Source organism: Xenophilus azovorans DSM 13620, from assembly GCF_000745855.1.
GTDB lineage: Bacteria > Pseudomonadota > Gammaproteobacteria > Burkholderiales > Burkholderiaceae_C > Xenophilus > Xenophilus azovorans.
Genome location: NZ_JQKD01000003.1, coordinates 78,300 through 101,828, shown reverse-complemented (window position 1 = coordinate 101,828; position 23,529 = coordinate 78,300). Strand labels below are relative to the sequence as shown.

Annotated in this window: 25 protein-coding genes; 12 read left to right on the top strand and 13 right to left on the bottom strand. The window is 70.6% G+C overall.

All coding sequences use genetic code 11. The features are described 5' to 3' along the window. Positions 1 to 2: 2 nt before the first annotated feature. The gene (locus Q392_RS00470; protein WP_051952579.1) at positions 3 to 1,013 is read right to left on the bottom strand and encodes an amidohydrolase family protein; all 1,011 of its coding nucleotides are present in this window, start codon (positions 1,011 to 1,013) and stop codon (positions 3 to 5) included. Positions 1,014 to 1,027: 14 nt separating this feature from the next. Continuing rightward, positions 1,028 to 1,999 carry a Bug family tripartite tricarboxylate transporter substrate binding protein gene (locus Q392_RS00465; protein ID WP_038200293.1) on the bottom strand — a complete coding sequence of 324 codons (972 nt, stop codon included), beginning with the start codon at positions 1,997 to 1,999 and terminating at the stop codon, positions 1,028 to 1,030. A gap of 273 nt (positions 2,000 to 2,272) precedes the next feature. On the opposite strand from Q392_RS00465, the gene Q392_RS00460 reads away from it, so the two are divergent. The 6 genes from Q392_RS00460 to Q392_RS00435 all read left to right on the top strand — a co-directional run bounded on the left by Q392_RS00460 (position 2,273) and on the right by Q392_RS00435 (position 7,654). Then, positions 2,273 to 3,397 (top strand): acyl-CoA dehydrogenase family protein, encoded by a 1,125-nt coding sequence (locus Q392_RS00460; protein WP_245610608.1) that lies wholly within the window; start codon positions 2,273 to 2,275, stop codon positions 3,395 to 3,397. 61 nt (positions 3,398 to 3,458) lie between these two features. Continuing rightward, the gene (locus Q392_RS00455) at positions 3,459 to 5,006 is read left to right on the top strand and encodes an AMP-binding protein (RefSeq protein WP_084216727.1); all 1,548 of its coding nucleotides are present in this window, start codon (positions 3,459 to 3,461) and stop codon (positions 5,004 to 5,006) included. Next, a complete protein-coding gene (locus Q392_RS00450; protein ID WP_038200291.1) occupies positions 5,003 to 5,785 on the top strand; it encodes a citryl-CoA lyase in 783 nt (260 codons plus the stop codon). The genes Q392_RS00455 and Q392_RS00450 overlap by 4 nt, the downstream gene beginning before the upstream one ends. A gap of 2 nt (positions 5,786 to 5,787) precedes the next feature. Then, positions 5,788 to 6,216 carry an acyl-CoA thioesterase gene (locus tag Q392_RS00445; RefSeq protein ID WP_051952575.1) on the top strand — a complete coding sequence of 143 codons (429 nt, stop codon included), beginning with the start codon at positions 5,788 to 5,790 and terminating at the stop codon, positions 6,214 to 6,216. Then, entirely contained in the window at positions 6,213 to 6,992 is a 780-nt protein-coding gene (locus Q392_RS00440; RefSeq protein WP_038200289.1) for an enoyl-CoA hydratase/isomerase family protein, read from the top strand. Before Q392_RS00445 ends, Q392_RS00440 begins: the two co-directional genes overlap by 4 nt. Before the next feature lie 32 nt (positions 6,993 to 7,024). After that, complete coding sequence (locus Q392_RS00435) at positions 7,025 to 7,654, top strand: flavin reductase family protein (RefSeq protein WP_038200288.1); 630 nt, start codon at positions 7,025 to 7,027, stop codon at positions 7,652 to 7,654. On the opposite strand, the gene Q392_RS32540 is transcribed toward Q392_RS00435, so the two are convergent. Further along, complete coding sequence (locus tag Q392_RS32540) at positions 7,624 to 7,908, bottom strand: hypothetical protein (protein WP_157007663.1); 285 nt, start codon at positions 7,906 to 7,908, stop codon at positions 7,624 to 7,626. The two genes, Q392_RS00435 and Q392_RS32540, sit on opposite strands and share 31 nt — an antisense overlap. Before the next feature lie 131 nt (positions 7,909 to 8,039). Here Q392_RS32540 and Q392_RS00430 point away from each other — a divergent pair, with 131 nt between their 5' ends. Beyond that, the gene (locus Q392_RS00430; RefSeq protein ID WP_038200286.1) at positions 8,040 to 9,074 is read left to right on the top strand and encodes a LacI family DNA-binding transcriptional regulator; all 1,035 of its coding nucleotides are present in this window, start codon (positions 8,040 to 8,042) and stop codon (positions 9,072 to 9,074) included. Positions 9,075 to 9,108: 34 nt separating this feature from the next. Here the strand turns inward: Q392_RS00430 and Q392_RS00425 are convergent, their stop codons facing one another. Beyond that, the gene (locus Q392_RS00425; protein WP_038200285.1) at positions 9,109 to 10,158 is read right to left on the bottom strand and encodes a phosphotransferase family protein; all 1,050 of its coding nucleotides are present in this window, start codon (positions 10,156 to 10,158) and stop codon (positions 9,109 to 9,111) included. Between the two features lie 84 nt (positions 10,159 to 10,242). Between Q392_RS00425 and Q392_RS00420 the strand changes: the two genes are divergently transcribed. From Q392_RS00420 to Q392_RS00410, 3 genes are read left to right on the top strand one after another with little or no spacing between them, the layout of a single operon-like run. Continuing rightward, positions 10,243 to 11,034: an enoyl-CoA hydratase/isomerase family protein gene (locus Q392_RS00420; RefSeq protein WP_038200284.1), complete on the top strand. Its 792-nt coding sequence runs from the start codon at positions 10,243 to 10,245 to the stop codon at positions 11,032 to 11,034. A gap of 9 nt (positions 11,035 to 11,043) precedes the next feature. Next, positions 11,044 to 11,406, top strand: coding sequence for a DUF6285 domain-containing protein (locus Q392_RS00415; RefSeq protein ID WP_038200283.1), 363 nt, complete (start codon positions 11,044 to 11,046; stop codon positions 11,404 to 11,406). After that, a complete protein-coding gene (locus tag Q392_RS00410) occupies positions 11,403 to 12,137 on the top strand; it encodes a tyrosine-protein phosphatase (protein WP_038200282.1) in 735 nt (244 codons plus the stop codon). Before Q392_RS00415 ends, Q392_RS00410 begins: the two co-directional genes overlap by 4 nt. Here Q392_RS00410 and Q392_RS00405 read toward each other — a convergent pair. From Q392_RS00405 to Q392_RS00390, 4 genes are all read right to left on the bottom strand, one after another. Further along, entirely contained in the window at positions 12,127 to 13,131 is a 1,005-nt protein-coding gene (locus Q392_RS00405; RefSeq protein ID WP_038200281.1) for a Bug family tripartite tricarboxylate transporter substrate binding protein, read from the bottom strand. The two genes, Q392_RS00410 and Q392_RS00405, sit on opposite strands and share 11 nt — an antisense overlap. 21 nt (positions 13,132 to 13,152) lie before the next feature. Then, a complete protein-coding gene (locus Q392_RS00400; protein ID WP_051952572.1) occupies positions 13,153 to 14,166 on the bottom strand; it encodes a phosphotransferase family protein in 1,014 nt (337 codons plus the stop codon). 61 nt (positions 14,167 to 14,227) lie between these two features. Next, entirely contained in the window at positions 14,228 to 15,445 is a 1,218-nt protein-coding gene (locus Q392_RS00395; protein WP_038200280.1) for a CaiB/BaiF CoA transferase family protein, read from the bottom strand. Beyond that, a complete protein-coding gene (locus Q392_RS00390) occupies positions 15,442 to 16,716 on the bottom strand; it encodes an acyl-CoA dehydrogenase family protein (protein ID WP_038200487.1) in 1,275 nt (424 codons plus the stop codon). Before Q392_RS00390 ends, Q392_RS00395 begins: the two co-directional genes overlap by 4 nt. Positions 16,717 to 16,930: 214 nt before the next feature. On the opposite strand from Q392_RS00390, the gene Q392_RS00385 reads away from it, so the two are divergent. Further along, on the top strand, positions 16,931 to 17,941 hold the full coding sequence (locus Q392_RS00385) for a Bug family tripartite tricarboxylate transporter substrate binding protein (protein WP_038200279.1): 1,011 nt from the start codon (positions 16,931 to 16,933) through the stop codon (positions 17,939 to 17,941). A 4-nt stretch (positions 17,942 to 17,945) separates the two neighbouring features. Then, entirely contained in the window at positions 17,946 to 18,941 is a 996-nt protein-coding gene (locus Q392_RS00380; protein ID WP_038200278.1) for an NADPH:quinone oxidoreductase family protein, read from the top strand. A 5-nt stretch (positions 18,942 to 18,946) separates the two neighbouring features. On the opposite strand, the gene Q392_RS00375 is transcribed toward Q392_RS00380, so the two are convergent. The 5 genes from Q392_RS00375 to Q392_RS00355 form a co-directional block, all read right to left on the bottom strand. Further along, positions 18,947 to 19,729, bottom strand: coding sequence for an enoyl-CoA hydratase-related protein (locus Q392_RS00375; RefSeq protein WP_038200276.1), 783 nt, complete (start codon positions 19,727 to 19,729; stop codon positions 18,947 to 18,949). 77 nt (positions 19,730 to 19,806) lie between these two features. After that, positions 19,807 to 20,199 (bottom strand): EthD domain-containing protein, encoded by a 393-nt coding sequence (locus Q392_RS00370; protein ID WP_051952639.1) that lies wholly within the window; start codon positions 20,197 to 20,199, stop codon positions 19,807 to 19,809. Positions 20,200 to 20,221: 22 nt separating this feature from the next. Continuing rightward, a complete protein-coding gene (locus tag Q392_RS00365; protein ID WP_038200274.1) occupies positions 20,222 to 20,905 on the bottom strand; it encodes an SDR family NAD(P)-dependent oxidoreductase in 684 nt (227 codons plus the stop codon). Beyond that, positions 20,895 to 22,613, bottom strand: a complete 1,719-nt coding sequence (locus tag Q392_RS00360; RefSeq protein ID WP_038200272.1) for an N-acyl-D-amino-acid deacylase family protein — start codon at positions 22,611 to 22,613, stop codon at positions 20,895 to 20,897. Before Q392_RS00360 ends, Q392_RS00365 begins: the two co-directional genes overlap by 11 nt. A gap of 3 nt (positions 22,614 to 22,616) precedes the next feature. Then, on the bottom strand, positions 22,617 to 23,441 hold the full coding sequence (locus tag Q392_RS00355; protein ID WP_038200270.1) for an enoyl-CoA hydratase-related protein: 825 nt from the start codon (positions 23,439 to 23,441) through the stop codon (positions 22,617 to 22,619). Positions 23,442 to 23,529: the final 88 nt, after the last annotated feature.

Genomic DNA, 23,529 nt, shown 5'->3' with positions numbered 1-23,529 from the left:
CTTCAGCGCCCTGCATCGGCCAGAAGCCGCTGCGCATTGCCGCGATAGACCTTCTCGCGGTCGGCCGGCGGGAGCCCGTCCACCACCGGCACCGAGCGCTTGCCTTCCGGGTCGCCGATGTCGAAGGGATAGTCGGAGCCGAACACGACGCGCTCCGGCCCCATGGTCTGGATCGTGAACCGGTTGCTGTCTTCGCTCAGGGCGCAGGTGTCGTAGTACAGGCGGTCCAGGTAGGCGCTGGGCCGCTGGCTGATGTGCTGGCGGAAGTAGGGGTCCGCCTCCCAGCCGGTGGCGTCGTAGGCCGAGTCGAGGCGCCCGCGCAGGTACACCAGGTTGCCGCCGCCATGCGCCAGCACCAGCTTGAGCCGGGGGTGGCGCTCCAGCAGGCCGTTGAAGATCATGCGCGTCACCGCCAGCGTCGTCTCGAAGGGCCAGCCCACCAGCACGTGGATGCCGTACATGCCGAAGCGCTCGGACGTCACGGCCGACGTGGGGTGCATGAAGACGATCAGCCCCAGCTTCTCGATCAGCGTGAACAGCGGCGCGAATTCGGGCCCGTCCAGCGGCCGGCCGCCGGCGGAGCTGGGCATCATCACGCCGCGCACGCCGTATTCGTCCACCGCCCGCTGCAGCTCCTGCACCGCGACCTCCGGTTCGCCCAGGGCCAGCACCGCGAGCATCTCCATGCGGCCTTCCGAATCCGCGGCGATGTCACGGCTGGCCCGGTTGAGCGCGCGCACGAGTTCGGTGCCGGCGGCGCCGTCCGGCCAGGCCAGCATGAAGGGCGGCGGCGCGAACAGCTGCAGTTCGACGTTGCGGCGCTTGAGGCTGTCGATGCGCCCGGGCAGGTCGTGCAGGTTCGGATCGATCGAGCTCTTGCGGTCGTCGCCGTGCCGGCGGATCACCCAGTAGCCGTCGTCGCCGCGTTCGGCGCGAAGGCCGGCCACCGGGGTCCTGGCGAGGTCGTGGAGGAAGCGCTCTCCGAGCGCGTGGGCGTGCAGGTCGATGATCATGGCGGTCCTCCGCATCAGTCCAGCCTGGCGCCGGAGAGCTCGATGCGCTTCTTCTGCAGCGGCTTGTCCTTGGCGATGAAACCGGCGAACTCGGCCGGGCTGTCCCCGGCGGCCTCGAGCGCGAGTTCGTCGACGAATTTCGTGCGGAACGCCGGGTCGTTGACGGCATCCCGCACCTTTGCCGAGATGGCGTTGACGACGTCCGGCGGCGTGCCGGGCGGTGCGAACAGGCCCATGTTCAGGCTCGACTCGATGTCCGGGTAGCCGCTCTCCGCGAACGTGGGAACCGACGGCAGCAGCTTCGCCCGCTTCGTGCCGGAGATGGCCAGGGCCTTGAACTTGCCCGCGCGGATGTAGGGCTCCAGCGCGGACGGCACGCCGAACGCCGCATCGACCTGCCCCGAGAGCATGTCCTGGATCACCGGTGCAAGGCCCTTGTAGGGCACATGCGTCATCTGCAGCGACTGCGTCTTCGCGACGTAGGCCATGGACAGGTGCGTGATGTTGCCCATGCCGGCAGACCCGTAGTTGATCTTGTTGGGCTTGCTGCGCGCATAGGCGATGAACTCGCGCACGTTGGTGGCAGGGAAGTCCCTGGGTACGAACAGGACCAGGTTGGCGAAGACCACCCGCGACACCGGCACCAGGGCATTCGGGTCGTACGACAGCTTTTCGTAGAGGTACTGGTTCTGCGAGAAGGTCGAATCCGTGGCCAGCAGCAGCGTGTAGCCGTCGGCCGGCGCGCGCGCGACTTCCGAGGCGCCGATCATCTCGTTCGCGCCGGGCCGGTTGTCGACTACGACGCCCATCTTCCAGTCTTCCGACAGCTTGGCGCCGAGACCCCGGCCGATGATGTCCACGGGGCCTCCCGCCGGATAAGGGACGACGATCCGCACGGGCTTGGCGGGGAACGGGTCCGCTGCGTGCGACAGGTGCGGGAACACCGTCAGCCACAGCGAGGCGAGGACAAGGAAGACTCGTTTCATGGGCGCTCCTTCGGGGGGAGATGAATCGACGGGCGAGAAGGAATCCGGCGTCGCTGCTGGTGCTGCTGCCGGGCTCTCGTGAACTCCGAAATCGTTTCGGCCCAAATGACTCGAAAACGATTTCGTTAAATTCAGCTTATTCCTCACGATTCGCCAGGAATACTAGGGAGAATACCTACGCCTATTCGCGTTGACGCGGATGGATTTGACATTCTAAGATCGAAAACGTTTTCGATAAAGGAGATGGCAATGAGCGAATCGCAAGAGGTTCGGATGATCAGAGAGACCGCTCGCCGCTTCGTGCGATCGCAGTTGGTGCCGCTGGAGGCGGACATCGACGCGGCCGACGAGGTCGAGCCCGCGGTGCTGGCCCGGCTGCGCCGCCAGGCGGCGGAACTCGGCCTGTACGGCTTCAACCTGCCGGAGGAGATCGGCGGCCCCGGCCTGGACACGGACGCCAAGCTGGCCATCCTGGAGGAGATCACCTACACCTCCGTGCCGCTGAGCGAGGTCATCGGGCACCTGCCGCTGTCGATGAAGTTCTTCAACGAAGAGCAGCGCCGGCGCGTGATGCCGGGCATCCTGTCGGGCGAGACGGTGATCACCTACGCGCTGACCGAGCCCGATGCCGGCTCGGACCTGTCCGCCGTGCGCACCCGCGCCCAGCGCGCCGAGGGCGGCTGGGTGCTGAACGGCAGCAAGCATTTCATCTCGCACGCGGAGACGGCCGACCACATCCTGGTGCTGGCGCTGACCGACCCCGACGCGTCGCTGAAGGCGCGGCTCACCACCTTCCTCGTGCGGCGCGACAACCCCGGCATCGCCGGCATGACGCGCTACCGCAAGATGGGCTGGCGCGGCTATCACCTGAACGGCTTCACGCTGGAGAACTGCTTCGTGCCCGACGCCGACGTGGTCGGCGGCGTCGGCGACGGCTTCCTGTCCATGATCGAGTCGATCAACCACGACCGCATCTTCTCGGCCAGCCGCTCGCTCGGCCTGAGCCGGCGCGGCCAGGAGATGGCCTGCCAGTACGCCCGCGAGCGCAGGGCCTTCGGCGCAACCCTCGGCGACCACCAGGCCATCCAGTTCATGCTGGCCGACAACGACGTGGACATCGAGGCGGCGCGGCTGCTGATCCGCCGCGCGGCCGAGCTCGTCTACGCGGGCGACCCGCTGGGGCGCATCGCGGCCTCGCGCGCCAAGCTGTTCGCCAGCGAGATGGGCTGCCGCGTCTCCGACCGGGTGCTGCAGGTCTACGGCGGCATGGGCTACATGTGCGAGCTGCCGGTCGAGCGCTTCTACCGCGATGCGCGCGCCTTCCGCATCGGCGAAGGCACCTCGGAGATGCAGCGCATCCAGATCGCGCGCCAGGCGCTGGCGGAGGTCCAGGTATGAGCCCCCGCCCGGCCGTTCCGAAGAGGGCTCGCACCGCAGTGCGAAGCACGGAGGTTATCCAATGAGCGGCGAAGGGGATTTCGCGGCGCTCCTCGAAGGCGACCCGCAACACCGCGCCATCGTCTGCGAGGGCTTTTCGGCCACGCGCGGCGAACTGCGGGAGGCGTCGCTGCGCGCGGCCGCGCTGCTGCACGCCATGGGCCTGAGGCGCGGCGACGCCGTCTGCGTGTGGCTTCCCGACGGCGGCGCCTGGCTGCAACTGCTGTTCGCCTGTGCGCACCTGGGCGTGCTGATGGTGCCCGTCAGCACCCGGCTGCGGCGCGACGAGGCGCGCCACATCGTGGCCAGCGCGCAGGCCAGGGCCATCTTCGTGCCGCGGCAGTTCCTGAACTTCGACTACCCGGGCACGGCCCGCGCCATCCAGGCCGAGCTGCCGGGCGTGCGCGAGGTCAGGGTGGTGGACGTGCCGGAACGCTTCATCCCGGTGGAGCGCGAGCTGCCCGACGTGCCCGCAGGCGGCCAGCCGGACGACCCGCTGTGCACCTTCAGCACCTCGGGAACGACCGGCCGGCCCAAGCTCGCGGTGCACAGCCAGGGCGGCATCGCGCGTCATGCGCTGAACGTAGCCCGCCGCACCGAGATCGGCCCCGGGAGCGTGATGCTGTGCGGCCTGTCGCTATACGGCGTGCTGGGCTTCGTGCAGATGGCCGGCGCGCTCGCGGGCGGTGCGCCCTGCGTCTTCCTGCAGGTGTTCGACGCCGGGCGTGCCGCGCAGGCCATCCGCGCCCATGGCGTGACCCATCTGTTCGGCTCCGACGGCATGCTCGCGCCGATCTGGGACGCACTGGGGCCTGCGCCCACGACGCTGCGCTGGTGCGGCTTCGCCGAGTTCGCGGGCCTGGGCGCGGCGGTGGTGGCGCGGGCCGAGCGCGACTGGGGCGTGCGTGCCTTCGGCCTGTACGGCGCATCGGAATGCTTCGCGCTGGCCGCGACCGGCCTGCCCGGCGAAGACCCGGAGACGCGCCGGCTGCCGGGCGGCTCGCCCATCGCACCCGGGATCGCGTTCCGCATCGTCGACCTCGACGCCGGCGAGCCGCTGGCCGACGGCGAGAAGGGCGAACTGCAGATGCGCGGCTACCACGTCATGCAGGGCTACCTGCACAACCCCGACGCCACCCGGGCCGCCTTCACGGCGGACGGCTGGCTGCGCACCGGCGATCTCGCGGTGGGCCGGGGCGGGCGCTTCGTCTACCTGTCCCGGCTCAAGGACAGCCTGCGCCTCAAGGGCTACCTGGTGGACCCGAGCGAGATCGAGGCCTTCCTCGGCACGCATGCGGCGGTGGAGGACGCACAGGTCGTGGCCGTCACGCAGCCCGGCATCGGTGATGTCGCGGTGGCCTTCGTGCGCACCAACGGCGCTGCCGTGCAGGAGGCCGAGCTGCTGCGCTTCTGCAAGGCCGGCATGGCCAACTACAAGGTGCCGCAGCGCATCCTGCAGGTGGCCGATTACCCGTCCATGGAGGGTCCCAACGGGACCAAGATTCTGAAGAACAAACTGCGCGAGATCGCCGAGGCGGCGATGGCGCAGCCGCAAGGAGAAAAGGTATGAAGCGAGGTGAAGTGCGTTCCGACATCGCCTGGGCCACGCCCACGAAGGTGGTGATCCACGGGCTGGATCTGTGCGAGCAGATCGTCGGCCAGCTCGATTTCGGCCAGATGGCCTTCCTGCAGATCTTCGCGCGGCTGCCCAGGGACGCCGACGAGCTGCGCATGTTCAACGCCATGATGGTGATCCTGGTCGAGCACGGCATCACCCCGTCGACGCTGGCCACGCGCATGACCTATTGCGGCGCGCCTGAGGCCGTGCAGGCCTCCGTGGCCGCCGGCCTGCTCGGCCTGGGCTCGGTGTTCGTCGGTTCGCTGGACAACGCGGCGCGCATGCTGCAGGAGGCCATCCCCGACAGCATGCAGCCCGGCGACATCGGCGTGCTGGCCCGGCGCATCGTGGCCGACCACCGCGCGCGCAAGGAGATCATCCCGGGCGTGGGCCATCCGTTCCACAAGCCCGTCGACCCGCGCACCGAGGCGCTGTTCCGCGTGGCGAAGGAGACCGGCTACTACGGCCCGTACGCCGAGCTGATGACGGCCATCGGCGCCGAGGCCGAGCGCGTGACCGGCCGCGTGCTGCCGGTCAACGTCACGGCCGCCATGGCGGCGGTGGCCTCGCAGATGGGCGTTGCCTGGCAGGTGTGCCGCGGGCTGGCGGTGGCCGCGCGGGCCGTGGGCCTGGTGGGCCATGTCATCGAGGAGATGAAGCGCCCCATGGCCGACGAGCTCTACCTGCGGATCGAGCACGAGGCCAGCCAGCACCTGCTGCCGCGGGAGTGAATGTGCGAGGCCCCGCTCCCGCGCGGTCGGCGTTCGGACGCTGGTGCCGCGAGAAGCTGCGCAATGCCGACACCGACCAGTTCGGCCACGTGAACAACGCGGCCATGGCCTCGCTGTTCGAGGCAGGCCGGATGGATCTGTTCGGCGACCCGGCCATCGCGCCGCAGCTCGGCGGCGCGCACCCCGCGGTGGTGCGGCTGGCGCTCGACTTCCACCGCGAGCTGTTCTATCCGGGCGAGGTCGCGGTCGGCACGCGCGTGGCGCGCGTCGGCACCCGCTCGGTCGACATCGTGCAGGGCCTGTTCGATGCGCAGGGCTGCGTGGCCTCGGCCGAGGCGGTCTGCGTCTTCCTGGACCCGGCCGGCCCGCGCGCCGCCGCCATCTCCGGCGAACTCCGCCAACGGCTCATGGCCCAGGGAGAGCCGACATGACCGTGCACTATGCGATCGAGGACCACATCGCGGTCCTGACCCTTTGCGACCCGCCGCGGCGCAACGCGCTGTCGCGCGCCATCGTGCGCGACATGCTGGCGCAACTGGCGCGCGCACGGCACGAGCGCGCACGCGGCGTCGTCGTCGCGGCGCAGGGCAAGGTCTTCTGCAGCGGCGCCAACATGGACGACCTGCGCGACGGCTGGATGGACGGCCACGAGGAAGACACCGACCCGGTGCGCATGTTCCAGGCACTGACCGAGATGCCCGTGCCCGTCATTGCCGCCGTGCAGGGCCCTGCACTCGGCGGCGGCTTCGAGCTGACGATGTGCTGCGACCTGGTGGTGGCCAGCGATGCGGCCTGGTTCGCGCTGCCGGAGCTGGGCGTGGGCGTGATTCCGAACACCGCGGCGGCGCTGCTGCCTCCGCTGGTCGGCACGCGCCAGGCGCTGGAGATCATGCTGGGGCGCGAGCGCATCGCGGCGGCGCAGGCCCACGCACTGCACCTGGTGAACGCCGTCGTCCCCGCGGGCGATGAACTGCGCAGCGCCGTCGCCTGGGCCGCGAAGATCGCTGCCGGCACGACACCCAGCGCCGTGCAGGTGGCCAGGCGTGCGCTGCGCCGCCACCATCCGGTCGATTGGGAGGCCGTGCGCCGCTCCCTGCACGAGGTCGACCGCGCAGAATGGGAGGAAGGCCTGAGCGCCTTCACCGCGCGCAGGCCGTTCGACCACCAGAAGTTCTGGGCCGGGACGGGCGCCGCCGCCGGCGGCTGAACGTCCGACCCGCCCACCGCCCGCGTGCACCCATGTCCGACTCCACCGACCGCTTCCACAGCTACGTGCCGCGCGAAGGCCACGGCCTGCCGCACGATCCGTTCAACGCCATCATCGGCCCGCGGCCCATCGGCTGGATCTCCAGCCGCAGCCCGGATGGCGTGCTGAACCTGGCGCCCTACAGCTTCTTCACGGCGTTCAACTACGTGCCGCCGCTGATCGGCTTTTCCAGCCTCGGCCGCAAGGACACGATGCGCAACATCGAGGCCACCGGCGAGTTCGTCTGGAACCTGGCGACGCGGCCGCTGGCCGAGGCCATGAACCAGAGCTGCGCCGTCGTGCCGCCCGAGGTGGACGAGTTCCAGCTCGCGAAGCTCACGCCGCTGGCTTCGCAGGTCGTCGCGCCGCCGCGCGTGGCGCAAAGCCCGGTCTCGATGGAGTGCAAGTGCACGCAGATCCTGCCGCTGCTGGGCCTGGACGGCACGCCCTCGCCGAGCCACCTGGTGCTCGGCGAAGTGGTGGCCGTGCACATCGACCGCAGCCTGCTCAAGGACGGCATCTACGACACGGCCGCCGGCCAGCCCATCTTGCGCGGCGGCGGTCCCGGCGACTACTTCTTCATCGAGGCGGCTCAGCGCTTTCGCATGTTCCGGCCCGAATAGGTCCGCAGGGGGCTTCTCTGAAAGAGGCCCCGTGCAGGTTCTCGTTCGCCTGCCGGCCCGGCCCGGGCGTTGCTCGCCCAACCTTCCGAAGCTCTGGCGCAGACATCCGGCAAGACCCGCATCCAGGCCTGCTCCATCGCTTCGGCACGGCTCTCCGGCGTCGGATACTCCGCGTGCCCGTCGCGCGTGGCCACCGGCTTCCACTTCCGGTCCTCGCGGCAGGCCGCGTGGCCGGCGATGGCGAGGAAGCTCATGGTCTACTCCTCGTCATGACGCACAGGAGCTTCTCCCACACCTGGGCCATGGGCTGAACAGGGGTAGAAAACGGTCTCAGGCCCGGCCCGGGAGGCCGGCCGCGCGTCCGGCTCATGAAAGAAAGAACGATGTGAACATCCAGGAATTCGCCAGGCACCTGAATCTGTCGGTGGCCACCGTGTCCAAGGCCATGAACGGCAGGTCCGATGTCAGCAGCGCGACCCGCGCACGGGTGCTGGAGGCCGCCCGGCAGCTGGGCTTCACGCCCGATCCGGCGGCCCGCCGGCTGCGCAGGCAGTCGTCGGACACGATCGGCTTCGTCCTGTCGTATCCGCAGAGTTCCTTCGCCCACCCCTTCTTCCTGAACATGCTGACGGGGGTGGACGAGGTGTTCCAGGAGACCAACTACCAGGTCATCATCGCCTCGGCCAGGAGCTTCGAGTCGGAGATCGACGTGTTCAAGCGGCTGGTGGAGCGCCAGCGCGTGGACGGCATGCTGTTCGGCCGCACCCGGCGCCAGGACGAGCGCATCGCGTACCTGATGGCCGCGGAGGTGCCGTTCGTGGCCTTCGGCCGCAGCGAGACGGCGCAGCCGTTCTCCTTCGTGGACATCGACCACACCCTGGTCGGGCGCGTGGGCTGCTCGCGCTTCATCTCGCTCGGCCATCGCCGCATCGCCCTCGTGCACGGCCCCGAGGTCTTCATGTTCAGCCACCATGAACGCCTGGGCTACGAGGCGGCGCTGCGTGCCGCGGGCATCGCCTTCGATCCGGCGCTGTGCATCGAGGCGCCGATGACGGAAGAGGGCGGCGTGCAGGCGGCACGCGCGCTGTTCGACCTTGCGGATCCGCCGACGGCCATCGTCTGCGGCCACGATCTGGTCGCGCTCGGCGTGATTCGCGGCGTGGCGGAGACCGGCCGGGTCGCCGGCAAGGACGTGGGCATCATCGGCGGCGACGACCATCCCATCGGGCGCTACATCCAGCCTGCATTGACGACCTTCTCCGCAGAAACCCAGCGCGCGGGGCGGCGCATGGCCGAGATGCTGCTCGCGCGCTTGGGGGGAGCGGCAGCTGAAGACCTGCAGGAGGTGTGGCCGCCCGAGATCGTTCTTCGTGCATCGGACGGTCCGCCACGCGAAGTGAACCGGGCGGCCGGCCGTTGAGCTGCCGGCACTGGGGCGCCGTAGGTCCGTCTCCCTATCGGCCGTCCCGCTCGATCAGCGCCAGCGCGAGCGCTGCCCGCGCCGCGACATCCGCCTTCTTGGCGAGCCACGCCGCAGGCCCGTTGCCGTCCAGGGCGCGCTTCACCACGCCCTGCAGGATCGCCGCGCTCTTGAACAACTGCAGCGCCAGGTGGAAGGTCCACGCCTGCACGCAAGCGCCTGTGCGGTCGCAGTAGCGGGCCACGATCTCGGATTCGGTGGGGATGCCGAGGGTGGCCGGGTCCGCTCCACCGAAGCCCACGGGCGGCTCCTGGATGTAGTAGCAGAAGCAGGTGTACGCCAGATCGCACAACGGGTCGCCCAGCGTGCTCAGCTCCCAGTCGAGCACCGCCACGACGCGCGGCTCGGTCGGGTGGACCAGGATGTTGTTCGGCCGGTAGTCGCCGTGCACGATGCCGGTGCGGCCTGCCGGGGGCACGTTGCGGCCGAGCCAGTCGCCCAGCCTGTCCATCGATGCCAGCTCCTCGGTCTGCGCTGCCCTGAACTGCCGGGTCCAGAGGGCGACCTGGCGCTGCAGGTAGTCGCCGGGCCTGCCGTAGTCGGCGAGCCCCAGTGCCTGGACATCGAGGCCGTGCAGGCGGGCGAGCACGTCCACCAGATCGTGGTAGATGAGCCTGCGCTCATGCGGCGTGCAGCCCGGCAGCGTGGGGTCGGAAAACAGGCGGCCCGCCACGCGGTCCATCACGAAGAAGGCCGACCCCAGGACCGACGGATCCTCGCAAAGCACCCGGGCGCGGGGCACGGGCACGTCCGTGCTCTCCAGCGCCCGCAGCACGCGGAACTCGCGGTCGATCCGGTGCGCGGAAGGCAGGGCGGCGGCGGGGCGCTTGCGCAGGACGTACTGGCAGGGCCGTCCGCCCCTGCCCGCCGCCTCCAGGGCGTAGGTCGGATTGGAGAAGCCGTTCGGGAATTGCGCGACGCGCAGGCCGCCTGCATATTCCGGCAACCGGTCGCGAAGAAAACGGTCGAGCGCGGCTTCGTCGAATCGGTTCTGCGGCGGGACGTCGACGGTCTGCGGGATCATGGCGGCACTCTAGGAGCGCGAACGCGGCCCGGCATCGTCGGATGCGACGACGCGAAGCGCCTCGCCCGGCGCCAGACTCCATGCATGGACGTCCTGCTCATCGAACGCCGCGGCGGTACCGCCGTGCTCACCCTGAACCGCCCCGAGGCGCGCAATGCCCTGGACCCGGCGCTGCGCGATGCCTTGGCGGCCTCGATCCCCCAGCTGCGCGACCCTGCGGTCAAGGCGGTGGTGATCTGCGGAGCGGGGGGGCATTTCTGCGCGGGCGGCGACGTCAAGGCCATGAAGCCGGAGCCGGCGCAGGACGAGGTCTTCGGGGGCCGCGAGCGCCTGCTGCGGCTGGACCGCTGGTTCGACGAACTCGTCGATCTCGAGAAGCCGGTCATTGCGGCCGTCGACGGCGTGGCCTTCGGCGCCGGCCTGTCGCTCGTGCTGGCGGCCGACATCGTGCTGGCTTCGCCGCGCGCGCGCTTCTGCAGCGTGTTTGCACGGCTGGGCTTCGTGCCGGACGCCGGCGGCATGTATCTGCTGCCGCGCGCGATCGGCCTGGCGCGCGCCAAGGACATGGTCTTCAGCGCCAGGGTGGTGGAGGCCCGGGAAGCCCTTGCCATCGGCCTGGTGCAGCAGGTCTGCGAGGGCGACGTGGTGCAGGCGGCGCTGGCGCATGCCGAGCGTTTCCGGCATGCGCCCACCGCCGCCATCGGCATCGCCAAGACGGTGATGAACCACGCCTTCGAGAGCGAGCGCCGCGAGGTCTACGCCCAGGAGGCGCTGGCCCAGGCGCTGTGCCTGCAGAGCGCCTTCCACAAGGAGGCTGCGCGCCGCTTCATCGACAAGCAGCCGCCGCTGTACGCGTGGCCGGAAACGAAGGCGTGAGGTGCCGACATGCCCAACAGCCGCCCCTTTTCCACCGACCTGCTCGCCATCGTCCAGGCGTATCTGGAGACCGAGATCGCACCGCAGGTCTCTTCGGTGCACCAGTTCCAATTGAGGATCGCGTCGCGCGTGCTCGCCACCGTGCGGCGCGAGATCGAGCTCGGCCCCGCTGCCAACGCGGCCGAAGTCCGGAGGCTGAAGGCGCTGCTGCGGTGCGACGGGTCGCCGGAGGAGCTCGAAGCGGCGCTGGCACGGGCGATCCGCGCCGGCGATTTCGCGGTCGACGATCCTGCACTGCTCGCGCATCTTCGGGCCTCGACCGAGGACGCGCTTCGCATCAACAACCCCAAGTGGCTGGCGAGCGCGCGATGACAGGCGTGATGCTGCGCGGTGCACCCAACTTCAGGGATCTCGGCGGCCTGGGTACCCGCGAAGGCCGCTTCATTGCGCCCGGCCGCCTGCTGCGCTCGGGCCAGCTCGGCGAGCTGCATGCGGAAGACATCGAGCACCTGGCGGCCTGGCTCGGCGCGGACGTCTGCGTGATCGACCTGCGCGGCGCTTCCGAACGCCTGCGGCAGGCCTGTGCGCTGCCGCAGGCGGTGGTCCATTCGCTGCCGATCGAGCCCAGCGTGGCGCTGAAACTCGATACGGCCATCGCCTCGGGGCAGGACCTGACACCGGCGATGGCACGCGCGTTCATGGCCGAGGCCTACCGCGGCTTCGTGCGCAAGGCCCAGGCCCAGGCCACGAGCCTCTTCGCCCACGTGCTCGATCGCGCAGGGCGGCCGCTGGTCGTGCATTGCGCCGCCGGCAAGGACCGCACCGGCTTCATGGTCGCGCTGCTGCTCTCGGCGCTGGACGTTCCGCGCGAGACGATCCTGGAGGACTACCTGCTCACCAACCAGCGCGTCCAGCCGCGGGAGAGCCGGCGCTATGCGCCCGAGATCATGGAAGTGCTGGGCACCGTCCGGGCCGAGTTCCTCGAAGCAGCCTTCGATCTGATCGACGAGGGCTTCGGCGGCACCGCGCGCTACCTGCAGCAGGCGGCGGCGCTCACGCCGCAGCGCCGCGCGCGCCTGCACGAGGTGCTTCTCAGTCCTTGACCTCGACGCCGGCCTTCACCAGCAATTCGCGCCACACCACCTTTTCGCTCGCATAGGTGGCGGCGAACGTCGCGCTGTCCGCGCCGATCGGCTCCAGGCCCAGGTCGCTGAGCTTCTGGTTCACTTCGGGCGTCCGGACGGCGGCGGCGTATTCGGCCTCCAGCCGGCGCACGGCCACGGCCGGCGTGCCGGCCGGCGCGACGATGCCGATCCACCCGGCGTTCATGCGGAACAGCGGGCTGTCGAATCCCTGCTCGGCGAAGGTGGGCACGTCGGGGAACAGCTTGATCCGCTTGGTGCCGGTCACTGCCAGCAGCCGCAGCCGGCCCGCCTCCGCCATGGCGCGCACGCCCGGCGGCGTCACCAGCGCCATCTGGATCTGGCCGCCGACGAGGTCCTGAACCAGCGGCGCCTCGCCCTTGTAGGGCGAGTGGACCATGGCGGCGTCGTACAGGTCGCTCATTTCCTTGATGGCCACGTGGCCGAAGTGACCGACCGCCATCGAGCCGTAGCTCATCTTGCCCTTGTGCGCCTTCAGGTAGGCCGGCAGCTCGGCCGCCGTCCTGACCGGAACGGATGGGTTCACCGCCAGCGCCATCGGGGCGACGGCGAGCAGCGACACGAACGTGAGGTCCTTGGCCACGTCGACGTTCGAGGCCGGATTGGTCATCGGGGTGGCGATCAGGGTCGACGTGGCGCCCACGCCGATCGTGTAGCCGTCGGGCGCGGCCCGGGCCACGATGCCGGTGCCCACCACGCCGCCGGCGCCGGGGTGGTTGTCGATGAGGATCGGCTGGCCGAGCTTCTCGGACACCTGTTTGCTCACCAGGCGCAGGGTGACGTCGTTGGCGCCGCCCGGGGCATAGGGCACGATGAGCTTGATCGGCTGCCGGGGCCAGTCGGACTGGGCGAACGCCTCGGGCCGCAGCGAGAGTGCGGCGGTGCCTGCGGCGGCCTGGGCCAGGAAATGGCGGCGGGTGGTGGAACGGGGCATGTTGTGTCTCCAGGTGGGGCTTCAGTCGCGGCCCTCGATGACATTGAGCAGATCGTAGATCGGCTCCTCGATACGCCGCCCGACGGCGGCGAATTCCAGCCTGCGCTCGTGCTGGTGGCGCCAGGCATGCGCGCGCCGCACGCAGCCCAGTGCCCAGCGCATCGCGCCGACCACTTCCCAGAAGCGCACCTGCTGCGGATCCACCGCCTGGCCGGAGGCCTGCTCGTAGGCATTGAACAGGTCCTCGCGCGTGCCGAAGCCGCCCACCGGCAGGCGGCCCCCGAAACGCCAGGTGCGCATGCACACGTAGCCAAGGTCCTCCATGGGGTCGCCCAGGTGCGCGATCTCCCAGTCCAGCACCGCGCGGATGCCCTCCGGCCCCACGATGAAGTTGCCGGTGCGGAAGTCGCCGTGCACGAGCGCGGTGCCGGTGCGGCCCGGCAGGCGCGCGCGTGCCCAGCGCAGCGCCAGTTCCAGCGCCGGCAGCGGCATGCCCGCCCGGTCCAGCGTCCGCTCGAAGAGCGCCAGCGTCTCGCGGGCATCGAAGCGCCGCAGGAAGCCGAGGCTGTCGGCCGGCACGCGGTGGATCGCCGCGAGGATGCGTCCGCACTGCGCTGCCATGCGCCCCCGCGCCTCGGCGAGTTCAGGCTGGCGCAGCACCCGGGCGGGGATCGTCTCGCCGTCGATGCGCTCGGTGACGGCGCCTTCGCCCAGCCCGTCGTCCGGCACCAGGATGTGCCGCACGCGCGGCACGGGCACGTCGGCCGCCTCGGCCGCGCGCATCACCTGGAATTCCTGCGTGCCGTCCAGGTGGGGCACCCAGTCGTCGGGCCCGGCGTCGGGATCGGGCGCGCCCGAGGCCGCCTGGCGCTGCAGGATGAAGCCGGTGCCGCCTGTGCGGAAGGCCCAGGTGCCCTTGTTGGCCCCGGCCGTCAGCGTCTGCAGGTCGCGCGCGCCTTCGCCCGCGCCGAGGCGGCGGCGGGCCAGCGTGTCGACCCGCTGCTGCAAGGTCTGCGCGTCGGGCGTGGCGCTCACCGGATGACCTCCGCGTCTCGCACTGCGGTGCGAGCGCCCCTCGGAGCGGCCGGGCGGGCGTTCATGCCGGCGGCCCCTCGCGCGCCGCGCCCTCGGCGACCAGGCGCTCGATCTCGTCGGCGCCGTATTCGAACTCGCGCAGCACCTCGCGCGTGTGCTCGCCCAGCCGCGGCGGCAGCCTGCGGATGGAAGGCGGCGTGCGCCTCAGCCCGATCGGATTCGACGGCAGGCGCAGCAGGCCTTCGGTGGGATGCTCCCGCAGGTTCCAGAAGTCCACGCTCTCCAGGTGCGGGTGCTCCAGCATGTCGTCGATCTGGTTGACCGCCGACATGGGGATGTCGGCCTCGCCGAAGAGCTGCACCCATTCGGCCGTCGTGCGTCCGCTCAGCGTGTCGCGCACGAAGCCGAACACGGCGTCGTAGTTCTTCTGGCGCGCCGGGAAGGTGGCGAAGCGCGGGTCCTGCGCCAGCTCCGGCCGGCCGACGAGGTGGAAGAACTTGTGCCAGTGCAGGTCGGAATAGGGCAGGAACGCCAGGTGGCCGTCCCGGGTGGGATAGGGCTTGCGCACGCCGCGGCGCACGCTGTCGTAGCCCATCGGCCCGAGCGCCGGCTGGAAGGCCTGGCCCCACAGGTGCTCGGTGAGGTTGAAGGCCGTGATCGTCTCGAACATCGGCAGTTCCACTTCCTGGCCCAGCCCGCTGCGGGCGCGCTCGAACAGAGCCAGCACCACGGCGTAGGCGGCGTGGATGGCGCAGATCTTGTCGACGATGGACGAAGGCACGTAGCGCGGCTCGCCCGCCACCACCGACTGCAGCATGGCGAGCCCGCTCTCGGCCTGCATGGTGTCGTCGAAGGCCGGCTGGCCCGCGTAGGCGCCCTCGTCGGAATAGCCCTTGACGTGGCAGTACACCAGGCGATCGTTGTGCTTGCGCAGTTCCTCGTAGGTCAGGCCGATCTTGCGGGCGGGCGCGCTGCGCACCGAGTGGATCAGGACGTCGCTGCCCGCCACCAGCCGGTGCAGCACCTCGCGTGCCTGCGGTTGCTTGAGATCGAGCACCACGCTGCGCTTGTTGCGGTTGCAGGTGATGAACACCGCACCCATGTCGCTGGACCTGCGCGGCCCGATCGAACGGGTGAGGTCCCCCTCGGGCGCCTCGACCTTGATCACGTCGGCGCCCATGTCGGCCAGATGCTGGGCCGCCACCGGGCCCATGATCACCGAGGCCAGGTCCAGGACCCTGATGCCCGACAACGGGCCGCGTCCGTCGTTCTGCTTCATGCGCCCGTGTCCTTCTTCGCTGCCGGCTGCTTCCCGGGGCCGGCATAGCCGAACAGGTAGGCCGCGATCTTGCGGATCTGCACCTCGTCCGACCCCTCGGTGATGCGATAGCGCCGGAAATGCCGGTAGATGTGCTCGAAGGGCTTGCCGCGCGTGTAGCCGATGCCGCCGTGCACCTGCATCGCCAGGTCGGCCGCGTTGCAGGCGAGGCGGTTGGCGCGGAAGTTCGCGATCGCCACCTGGTCGCTCACGCTCTCGGCCGGCTTGCGGTCGAGCTCGTTGGCGACCTTGAACACGTAGCTGCGCAGCATCTCCACCTCGGCGTGCATCTCCGCGATGGGGAACTGGATCGCCTGGTGCTGCGCGATCGGGCGGCCGAAGGTCTTGCGCGCCCGGGCGTACTTCACCGACTCCTGCACGCAGTAGCGCGCCACGCCCACGCTCTGCGCGGCCTGCCGGATGCGGTTCTGGTGCACGAAGTTCTGCGCCACGTCCAGGCCGTGGCCGATCCGGCCGACGACGGCCGAGTGCGGCACCCGCATGTCGTTCACCGAGACCTCGGCGTGGTCCGAGGGCATGTTGAAGCACCAGTGGTAGTACTCCACCTTCAGGCCCGGCGTGTCCATCGGCACCAGGAAGGCGGTGATGCCGTCGGCATCGCCTGGCTGGCCCGAGGTCCGCGCGAAGACCAGGTCGGCGCTGGCCTTGTGCACGCCGCTGTTGAAGCGCTTCCTGCCGTTCAGGATCCAGTGATCGCCGTCGCGCACCGCGGTGGTCTCCAGCCAGGTGGCGTCGCTGCCGTGGTCGGGCTCGGTCAGCGCGAAGGCGATGAAGTCGTCGCCGGTGACCAGCCCTTCCAGGTAGCGTGCCTTCTGCTCGGGCGAGCCGAATTTCTCCATCAGGTGCACCATCGGGATGCTGGGCACCACCGACTGTTCGTCGTGCAGGTTGCCCTGCAGCCCGATGCCGCGCGCCGAGAGGTGCTCGCGGATGATGACGACGGCGAGGTTCGAGGCCTCCTGGCCACCCACCGACCGGGGCAGGCCCATGCGCAGGAAGCCGGCGCGGTCGCAGCGGTCGCGCGCCTCGCGCACCACGGCCTCGTAGCCGGCGCTCGGGATGCCGTCGCGTTCCCAGTCGGTGCGGGCGAACTCGCGGCGATGGTCGAAGTATTGGGGATGGGCCTGCTCCAGCGGCACCAGCTCGCGCTCGACGAAGGCGTCGATCTCGTTCAGCGTGCGGCGGATGTCCTCGGGAATGTCGAAATCCAAGTGCGTCTCCTGTGGCGGCGCGTGGTGCACCGGCATGTCAGCGCATGCTAGGAAAGGGCCCGTGCGCGGGCATCGTCGCAAACGACGAATCGGCCCGCGGGCCGGGCAGGGCGTGCGAAATCGTCTCAATCGACGATGGCCGCGCCTGGGGCGGTTCCTAGGATCCGGTCCAGGCTGGGCGCCTCGACCCGGCCGTACTTCACAGGAGACTGCAATGCACGACCGCGTCCTTTCCCGCCGGCATCTGCTGGCCCATGCGGCCGCAGGCGCCGGGCTGCTCGGTCTGGGGCCGCGCGCCCTCGCCCAGGGCGGCTATCCGAACCAGTCGATCCGGTTCATCGTGCCCTACGCGGCCGGCGGCGTCACGGACCTGGTGATGCGCATCGTGAGCAAGCAGGTTTCCGAGAAGATCGGGCAGCCGGTGGTCATCGACAACCGGGCGGGGGCCGGCGGCATGGTGGGCGTGACGGCCGTCGCCAAGGCCGCCGCGAACGGCTACACCATCGGTGCGACGGCATCCTCCAGCATCATCGCGAGCCCGCTGCTGAACGCCGAGGTTCCCTATAACGCGGACACCGACTTCAGCTACATCAGCCTGGTGGCCACGGTGCCGATGGTGCTGTGCGTGGCCGCGTCGGTGCCGGTGAAGGACGGCGCGGACTTCCTCAAGTGGGTGCGGACCAACAAGGGCAAGCTGAGCTACGGCTCGACCGCCATCGGCCACTACGGGCACGTGGCGCTGATGGAGGTGAGCGATTCGCAGCAGGCCGGCATGGTCCATTCGCCCTACAAGGGCGAAACGCCGCTGATGCAGGACTTCCTGGGCGGCCAGCTCAACTGCGCCTTCTTCGCGCCTTCCACCGCCAGGCCGTACGCCGAGTCGGGCAAGCTGCGCATGATCGGCGTCTCGGGCACCCAGCGGCTGAAGAACATGCCGGACCTTCCCACGCTGGTGGAGCAGGGCTGGACCGCGCCCGTGTTCGCGATGAACCCCGGCTGGGTCGGCGTGATCGCGCCGGCCGGGACGCCGGCGCCCATCGTCCAGCGGCTGTCGGCCGAGTACCAGGCGGCGGTGAACACCCCCGAGGTCTACGGCAAGATCATCGACAACGGCATGGCCCCGGTGGGCAGCACCAGCGAGCAGTTCTTCGCCACCTACCGGAAGGAGCGGCCGATGTGGAAGGAGCTTCTCGTCAAGGCCGGCCTCGACGTGAAGGGGGCCTGAGCGCATGCGGGCCGTGGTGGCGCGGCGGCACGGCCCGCCCGAGACGCTCACCCTGGAGGATCTGCCTTCCCTGGTCCCGGCCGCAGGCGAGGTCGTGGTGGCCGTGCATGCGGCCGCGGTGAACTTCCCCGACACCCTCATCATCGAGGACCGCTACCAGCTCAAGCCGCCGCTGCCCTTCTCGCCGGGCGGGGAAGTGGCCGGCGTGGTCAAGGCCCTGGGCCAGGGCGTCACCGGCTTCGCCGTCGGCGACCGTGTCATCGCGGCCTGCCGCTGGGGCGGCTTTGCCGAGGAAGTCATCGCGCCGCCGGACCGGCTGGCGCCGGTGCCGCGCGGCGTGGGCATGGCTGCGGCCGCGGCGCTGATGATGACCTACGGCACCACGCACTATGCCCTGCAGGAGTGCGCGCGGATCGCGCCCGGCGAAACCCTGCTGGTGCTCGGCGCCGGCGGCGGCACAGGCCTGTCGGCGATCGAGCTCGGCAAGCTGATGGGCGCGCGGGTCATCGCCGCCGCCTCGAGCCGGGAGAAGCTGGCGCTGTGCCGTGATCGCGGCGCCGACGAGACCATCCTCTATACGCCGGAGAACCTCAGGAACGAAATCCGGCGGCTCACGCAGGACCGTGGCGTCGACGTGGTGTACGACCCCGTCGGCGGCGACTACGCGCAGCCCGCCCTGCGCGGCATGGCCTGGGGCGGCCGCTACCTGGTGATCGGCTTCACCGCGGGCATCCCGAAGCTGCCGATGAACCTGCCGCTGCTCAAGGGCTGCAGCATCGTGGGCGTGTTCTACGGCGCCTTTGCGAAGCGGTTTCCCGCGCGCTATGCGGCGCTGCGCGCGCAGTTGGTCGACTGGCTCGCCGAGGGCCGCGTCAGGCCCGCGATCACCGCGCTGCTGCCGCTGGAAGAGGCCGCGAAGGCCCTGCGGCTGGTGGCCGGCCGGCAGGCCATCGGCAAGATCGTCCTGACCACGGCACTCGGGCGCGGCGAGGGCGGCTGACGGCCTCAGCGCCCCCGCCAGCGCGGCGCGCGCTTTTCCGCGAAGGCCTTCGGGCCCTCGACGTAGTCCTGCGATGCGAACATCGCCTGCGCCGCCGGATACGCCCGCTCGTTGCGGATCGCCTCGGCGAGGGAGGGTTCATCCAGCCCGCGCATCAGGGCCTGCTTCGAGGCGCGCACCGCCAGGGGGCTGCAGGCCAGGATCTCCGCGGCCCAGCGCTTCGCCGCGGCCAGCGCCTGGCCGGCCGGCGCCACCTCGTTCACGAAGCCGAGCGCCTGCGCCTCGGCGGCTCCGACGTGGCGGCCCGTCAGGATCATGCCCATCGCGCGCTTGCTGCCGATCTGGCGCCCGAGCCGCTGCAGGCCGCCGGCCAGCGCGGCCAGTCCCACCTTCGGTTCGGGCAGGGCGAAGGTCGCTTGCGCGTCCGCGACGATCAGGTCGCAGGCGAGCGCGATCTCCAGTCCGCCGCCCATCGCCACGCCGTTCACCGCCGCGATGAGCGGCTTGTCGAGGTCGAAGCGCGCGGTGACGCCGCCGAAGCCGTTCGCCAGACGCCAGCGCGGCGCGCCCGACGCGTGGTACTTCAGGTCGTTGCCGGCGCAGAAGGCGCGCGTTCCGGCGCCGGTGAGGATGGCGACCCATTGCGACGGGTCCGCCGCGAAGGCGTCCACGGCCTCGGCCAGCGCTTCCTGCGCCGGCGGATGCAGCGCATTCATCACTTCGGGCCGGTCGATGGTGATGACGGTGAGCGCGCCTTCGCGCTCGACCTTGCAGAAGCCGTCGCTCAAGCGTCCGCCCTCGGCTGCAGGCCGGCCAGCGAGGCACGGGCCGGTAGCTGCCGGCGCGAGATCCCGGGAGGGTGCATTCACGTCTCCTTGTCGTCGTGATTCGAGCGGCTGTGCGCGAACAGCCGCAGCACCTCGTGGTCCTCTGCCAGGAAGATCGGCGAGGCGGCCAGGTCGATGAAGCGGCGCTCGTCTTCCAGCAGCACCGCGTTGGCCCGCCGGGCCGCTTCCTTCTGCGGTGCGTCGAGGCGGCGCGCATGCCACCAGAGTTGCGCGATGCCGTCGAACGAAGGCGGCGCGCCGCGCTGGCGGGCCAGGTGCGTGTCCATCGTCTCGGGCAGCGCATGGCTCTGGACGTAGGCCGACAGGCCCAGCGCCCCGGCGTGCGCGCGCACCAGCGGCCCGTGCACGTTGCGCCAGTGGTGCTGGAACTGCTCGCGCGTGAGATGGGGCAGGCGGCGCAGGCAGAACATGAGGTGCGCCACGGGCTGTCCCTCAGGTCTTGCCGGTCACCGGAATCAGCGCGCCGGTCACGGCGGCGGCGGCGTCGGACAGCAGGAAGGCGATCACGCGTGCGATCTCCTGCGGCTTGACCCAGCGGTCGTGCTTCGCCTTGGGCATGTCGGCGCGATTGGCGGGCGTGTCGATCACGCTGGGAAGCACCGCGTTCACCGTGATGTCCTGGAGCTTCAGTTCGTCGGCCAGCGCCTCGGTGAAGCGCATCACGCCCGCCTTGGACGCAGCGTAGGCACCCATGCCGCTCGCGCCCTTGACCGCGCCCATGGCCCCGACGTTCACGATGCGGCCGCCGCCTGCACGCTGCAGGAAGGGCAGCACGGCCTTCGATGCGGTCACGCAGGTGCCCAGGTTGAGCCGGTGCAGGGCGGTCCATTCGGCCAGGTCCACGCTCTCGTCCAGTGTCTGCCAGCGAAAGCCGCCGGCGACGTTGGCGAGGCCGTCGATGGCGCCGAACCGGCCGGCGACCTCGGCGAGGACGCGGGTGGTGTCGTCCAGCGAGGCGAGATCCACCGTCCAGGCGCGCGCGCCGGGCGGCACGTCGCCGTCGCCCAGGTCGAGGGCGGCCACCTTGCCTCCCTGCGCGAGCACCTCCCTGGCCACCTCGCGACCCAGATGCCCGAACGCGCCGGTGACCACGATCACCCTGCCGTCAAGCCGCATGCGCCTTCTCCTGCGGGCCGCGCACCAGGCGGCCGGGCAGCTCGCCGGTGGCCTCGCCGTCGCGGTAGGTCACCACGCCCGACAGCACCGTCGCGCGGTATCCCTCGGCCTTCTGCAGCAGCCGCTTGCCGCCGGCCGGCAGGTCGAAGGTCATGCGCGGCGCCGGCAGTCCGAGCCTGTCCACATCGATCACGTTGATGTCGGCCTTCATGCCGGGCGCGATCACGCCGCGGTCGTTCAGGCCCACCGTGCGCGCCGTGTCCGAGGTCTGCCGCTTGATGAGCCAGCTCAGGTCGAAGCCGTCCTCGCGGCCGCATTCGCGCGCCCAGTGCGTCATGAGGAAGGTGGGGAAGCTCGCGTCGGAGATCATGCCCACGTGCGCGCCGCCGTCGCCCAGCCCGATCACCGTGTTCGGGTCGGCCATCATCTCGCGGCAGGCGTCGAGGTTGCCGTCGTGGTAGTTGGCGAACGGCGTGTAGAGGAAGGCGCGGCCCTCGTCTTTCAGGATGAGCTCGTAGGCCACGTCGTCCGGGCTGCGCCCTTCGCGCTCGGCCTGCGCGGCGATCGAGGTCGACGGATCCGGCTCGTAGTTGGGCGGATCCCCGAAGGGGAACAGCAGCCTCAGGTCCAGGCGCTTGCGGGTGGTGCGCGCGAGGTGGTCCAGCACCTTGGCCTTGAACGCCGGGTCGCGCATGATGGCGTAGCGCTCGGCCAGCGGCCTGTCGGCGATCTCGCGGACCATCGGCGAACCCGAGAAGGGATTGAGGCTCGCCTGCAGGCCGAGCAGCATGCCGATCGGCCGCGGCGCCACCTGGCCGCGGATCGGGAGGCCGTCCTTCACCGCCTGGCCGACCAGCGCGAGGAGCTGGCGCCAGCCCTGCGGGTCGTCGTGCTTCTGGGCGACGGTGAAGGACAGCGGCCGGCCGGACTTCTCCACCACCCGGCGCAGCATCGCGAATTCCTCCTCGAGCGAAGGCGTGTCGAAGTCCGACAGCAACTGCAGCACGCCGCGCCCCGCGTCCGCCAGGCCCATCGCGATGCCCGTCAGCTCGGCCTCGCTGGCGCGCAGCGAGGGCGTGGGGTCGCCCTTGATGGTGCGGTGGTTGATCGAGCGCGAGGTGCTGAAGCCCAGCGCGCCCGCGCGCATGGCGGCGGCGGCGATCTCGCGCATGCGCGCGATGTCGTCCTCCGTGGCCGGCTCCAGCCGGGCCGCGCGCTCGCCCATCACGTAGACGCGCAGGGCGCCGTGCGGCAACTGCGCGCACAGGTCCACGTCGTGCGGGCGCCGCTCCAGCGCGCAGAGGTATTCGGCGAAGCTCTCCCAGGCCCAGTCCAGGCCCTCGTGCAGGGCGATGCCCGGGATGTCCTCGACGCCCTCCATCAGCTCGATCAGGCGCTGCCGGTCGTGCTGGCGCACCGGGGCGAAGCCCACGCCGCAGTTGCCCATGACCACCGTCGTCACGCCGTGCCAGCTCGACGAGGCCAGTTGCGAATCCCACACGGCCTGGCCGTCGTAGTGGGTGTGGATGTCGACGAAGCCTGGCGCGACCACCGCGCCGGCAGCGTCCAGCACCTCGCGCGCGCCGCCCTCGATGCGGCCGACGGCGCTGATGCGGCCGTCGCGGATCGCGACGTCGGCCTCGAACAGCGGGGAGCCGACGCCGTCGGCAATGCGGCCGCCGCGGATCAGGAGATCATGCTGGGTCATGGTTCACCACCAGGGGTAGAGGCTCGGCATGTCCGTGCTGGGCCGGCCGGGGAAGTGGGGAAGGCGCTTCTCGCGGAAGGCGGCGAAGCCCTCCTTGACGTCGGGCGCCTGCGACAGCGCGAGGTTGAGCGCGGAGTCGACCTTGAGCGCGCTCATCGGATCGGCGCCGGCCGAGGCGCGCCACATCAACTGGCGCGTGAGCACCGTGGCCACCGGCGAGGTGTTCTCGGCGATCTCCAGCGCGATGGCGCGGGCGCGCGCCAACAGCCGGTCGGGCGCGACCACCTCGCTGACGAGGCCGGCGGCGCGCGCCTCCTCGGCGTCGACGGTGCGGCCGGCATATACCCATTCGAGCGACTTCGGCAGACCGACGATGCGCGGCAGGAACCAGGCGCTGCCCGCCTCCGGCACCAGCCCGCGCCGCGTGAAGATGAAGCCGAACTTGCTGCCCTGCGCGCAGATGCGGTAGTCCATCGGCAGCGTCATCGTCACGCCCACGCCCATCGCGGCGCCATGGATCGCGGCGATCATCGGCTTGCGGCATTCGAAGAGGCGCTGGCCGATGCCGCCGGGCGGCAGGCCCTTCCGTTCCATGCCGGAGCCCGCACCGACGGAGCCGCCGTCGGAGATGTCGGCGCCGGAGCAGTACGCACGCCCGGCACCCGTGAAGATCACGACGCGCACCTCGTCGTCCTGGTCCGCCCGGTCGAGCGCGGCGCCGATCTCCTGGCCCATGCGCGTGGTGAAGGCGTTCAGCTTGTCGGGCCGGTTGAGCGTGACGGTGAGGATGCCCTCGGAGAGTTCGCTCGTGATGTGATCGCTGTCCATGGGATGTCTCTGGTGGATGGCGCAGTCTAGGAAGGCGCCCCCGGCGCGCCATCGTCGGATGCGACGAAATCGGCGGGCCGCGCAACCG